This is a genomic window from Hydrogenivirga sp. (assembly GCF_056450045.1).
Genome location: NZ_JBWONM010000205.1, coordinates 1 through 3,196, shown reverse-complemented (window position 1 = coordinate 3,196; position 3,196 = coordinate 1). Strand labels below are relative to the sequence as shown.

The window sequence follows — 3,196 nt, the reverse complement described above, 5'->3', positions numbered from 1 at the left end:
GGACGAGAACCCTTTTAGCCACCCACTTCCTTGAGCTCACAGAGCTTGAAGGGAAGGTAAGGGGGGTTAAGAACTACCACATGGCGGTCAGCAGAGACGGGGAGGGGATAACCTTCCTCTACACCCTTGTGCCCGGCAAGGCAGAGGGGAGCTTCGGTATAGAGGTAGCCCGTATGGCTGGTCTTCCCGGAGAGCTGATAGATAGGGCGAGGGAGATACTCACGAGCCTTGAAGATGGTACCCTTCCTGTTCTTGAGGAAACCTACAAGAGATCGGTTGAGGTGCTGAAAGAGGAGGAAGAGGAAGGGATAGTATCCAAGCTCCTTGCCATTGATATAGCCAACACCACGCCTCTTCAGGCTCTCGTTCTTTTGAGCCAGCTCAAAGAGGAGGCGAGCAGGATAAACAGGAGAAGCTGAGGAAATTATATTAAACCTATGGACGAGATCAGGCTCGTTGAAGACTACCTGAGCAAGCTTGACTGGGAGGTGAGGGAGAACAGCAACATGACTTACTCCCTCCAGGGGCTCAACTTCTTCATCACCTCTAAGGTGATAAGGAATTACTGGCTGAAGAAGGTATATCCCGAGGAGATAGCGAAGGCGCACACGGAGGGTGATATACACATCCACGACCTCCAGGTCCTGAGCGTTTACTGTATGGGGTGGGATCTCCTTGACCTCCTGATGACTGGCTTTAGGGGGGTGCCGGGAAAGATAGAGAGCAGACCTCCGAGACACTTTACCTCAGCTCTCGGACAGGCTGTTAACTTCCTCTACACGCTTCAGGGGGAATCCGCCGGAGCTCAGGCATTTTCAAACTTTGACACCTACATGGCGCCCTTCATAAGGTACGATGGGCTTTCCTACAGGCAGGTGAAGCAGGCTATCCAGGAGTTCGTGTACAACCTAAACGTTCCAACGAGAACGGGCTTCCAGACGCCCTTTACAAACCTCACCTTTGACCTCAAGGTGCCGAAGTTCATGGAGGACCAGGCTGTCATAGTTGGTGGGGAGGTCAAGAACGAAACCTACGGCGAGTTTCAGGAAGAGATGGACATGCTGAACCAAGCCTTCTTTGAGGTGATGACCGAGGGAGATGCGAGGGGAAGGGTCTTCACCTTTCCCATCCCCACCTACAACATAACGCCCGACTTTGACTGGGACAGCCCAAAGCTAAAAGGGCTCTGGGAAATGACCGCAAAGTACGGCATCCCCTACTTCGCAAACTTCGTGAACTCGGATATGAAGCCCGAAGACGTCAGGAGCATGTGTTGCAGGCTCAGGCTTGAGACAAGGGAGCTCCTCAAGAGAGGGGGAGGCTACTTTGGAGCAAATCCCCTCACAGGCTCAATAGGTGTTGTCACCATCAACATGCCGAGGCTCGGGTACCTCTCCGAAAGTGAGGAGGAGTTCCTTGAAAGGCTTGGAAGGCTCATGGACCTTGCCAGAGACTCCCTTGAGATAAAGAGGAGGGCTATAGAGGATTTCATGGAGAAGGGACTATATCCTTACTCCAAGTTCTATCTCAGGATGATAAAGGAGAGGTTCGGAGAGTTCTGGAAGAACCACTTCTCAACCATAGGTCTCGTAGGAATGAACGAAGCCTGCCTTAACCTCCTCGGTGTGAGCATAGCAGACCCAAAGGGCAGGGACTTCGCCTTGAAGGTCCTTGACTTCATGAGGGAGAGGCTCCTTCAGTATCAGGAGGAGACCGGGAACCTTTACAACCTTGAGGCTACACCTGCGGAGGGAGCCTCCTACCGGCTCGCAAGGATAGATAAGGAGAAATTCCCCGACATCATCGTTGCGAACGAGGAAGAGGTGAAGAAGGGAGCCGCCCCCTTTTACACCAACTCAACTCAGCTCCCGGTGAACTACACCGATGACCCCTTTGAGGTCCTTGAGCATCAGGAGGAGCTCCAGATAAGGTACACGGGTGGGACGGTGATCCACTTCTTCGTGGGTGAGAGGATAAAGGATACCGAGAGCCTAAAGAGGTTTGTGAAGAAGGTCTGTGAGAACTATCGTATCCCCTACTTCACCATAACGCCGACCTTCAGCATCTGTCCCACCCACGGGTACATCTCCGGTGAGCACGAGACCTGCCCTATATGCGGGGAGAGGTGCGAGGTTTACTCAAGGGTCGTCGGTTATCTCAGACCCGTCAGCCAGTGGAACGAGGGCAAGCAGGAGGAGTTCAAGCTCCGGAGGACTTACAGGCTCGGGTAATGCTTATAGGAGGAGTCCAGAGATTTTCCCTAATAGATTATCCCGGAAAGTTATCCTGTATAGTCTTTACCCAGGGATGCAATTTCAGGTGTCCATACTGCTACAACCGCTCCCTCGTTCTACCCGAGTTCTTCGGAGAAACGATAGAAGAGGAGGAGCTTTTCAGCTTCCTCTCAAGAAGGAGGGGACTCCTTGACGGGGTCGTTATCACCGGGGGAGAACCGACGGTTCAGGAGGACCTTCCCAGATTCGTGGAAAGGGTAAAGTCCATGGGATTTCTCGTAAAGCTTGATACCAACGGAAGCCACCCCGAGGTTCTGAAGCTGCTGATAGAGAGAGGACTCCTTGACTACATAGCCATGGACGTGAAGGCTCCCCTCAAGAAGTACACCGAGGTGGTCAGGGTTGACCTTGATGTGGGGAGCATAGTAAGGAGCGTATCCCTCATAAGGGGTTCGGGAGTTGATTACGAGTTCAGGACGACGGTCGTAAGAGAGCTACTCACCCCCGAGGACATCCTTGAGATAGGGAGGTTCCTGAAGGGTAGCAGGAGGTACGCCCTCCAGCGCTTCGTCGTGACCGATACCCTCCTTGACCCCTCCTTCAAAGAATGCACCACTTACAGTGAGGAGGAGCTTGAAGATATAGCTAAGAAGCTGAGAAAATATATAGAGGAGGTGGTGGTGAGATGAGGTTTGTTCTTCTGAGCTTCCTGCTCCTTGGGCTGTCCTTCGCTGTGACAGAAAAGGAGTTCAAAAGAGACAGAGCCTATCTGAGCAGGGTGGAGAAGAGGCTTGAGGAGCTGGACAGGAGGGCTCAGAGGGAAGGTCCAAGGACAGAGATACTTGATGAACTCAACTCTTACGGCTATCCCCTCTACAGCATGAAGGACAAGTACATGCTTGAGGAAGGCGGCAGGTTCCAGCGCTTCTACCGCAGGGTGAGTGCCGCTTACGAGAAGCTCC

General features: G+C 52.8%; 4 protein-coding genes. All 4 read left to right on the top strand.

Annotated elements, in window-relative coordinates:
* The coding region (locus AC1HCM_RS08405) for a MutS-related protein (RefSeq protein WP_479461322.1) at positions 1–419 on the top strand (419 nt) is incomplete at its 5' end.
* Positions 420–437: 18 nt separating this feature from the next.
* Entirely contained in the window at positions 438–2,231 is a 1,794-nt protein-coding gene (locus AC1HCM_RS08400; RefSeq protein ID WP_479461321.1) for a ribonucleoside triphosphate reductase, read from the top strand.
* Entirely contained in the window at positions 2,231–2,923 is a 693-nt protein-coding gene (locus AC1HCM_RS08395; protein ID WP_479461320.1) for an anaerobic ribonucleoside-triphosphate reductase activating protein, read from the top strand. The genes AC1HCM_RS08400 and AC1HCM_RS08395 overlap by 1 nt, the downstream gene beginning before the upstream one ends.
* Positions 2,920–3,196, top strand: a 277-nt coding sequence (locus AC1HCM_RS08390) for a hypothetical protein (RefSeq protein ID WP_479461319.1), incomplete at its 3' end; no start/stop codon positions are given. The genes AC1HCM_RS08395 and AC1HCM_RS08390, both read left to right, overlap by 4 nt.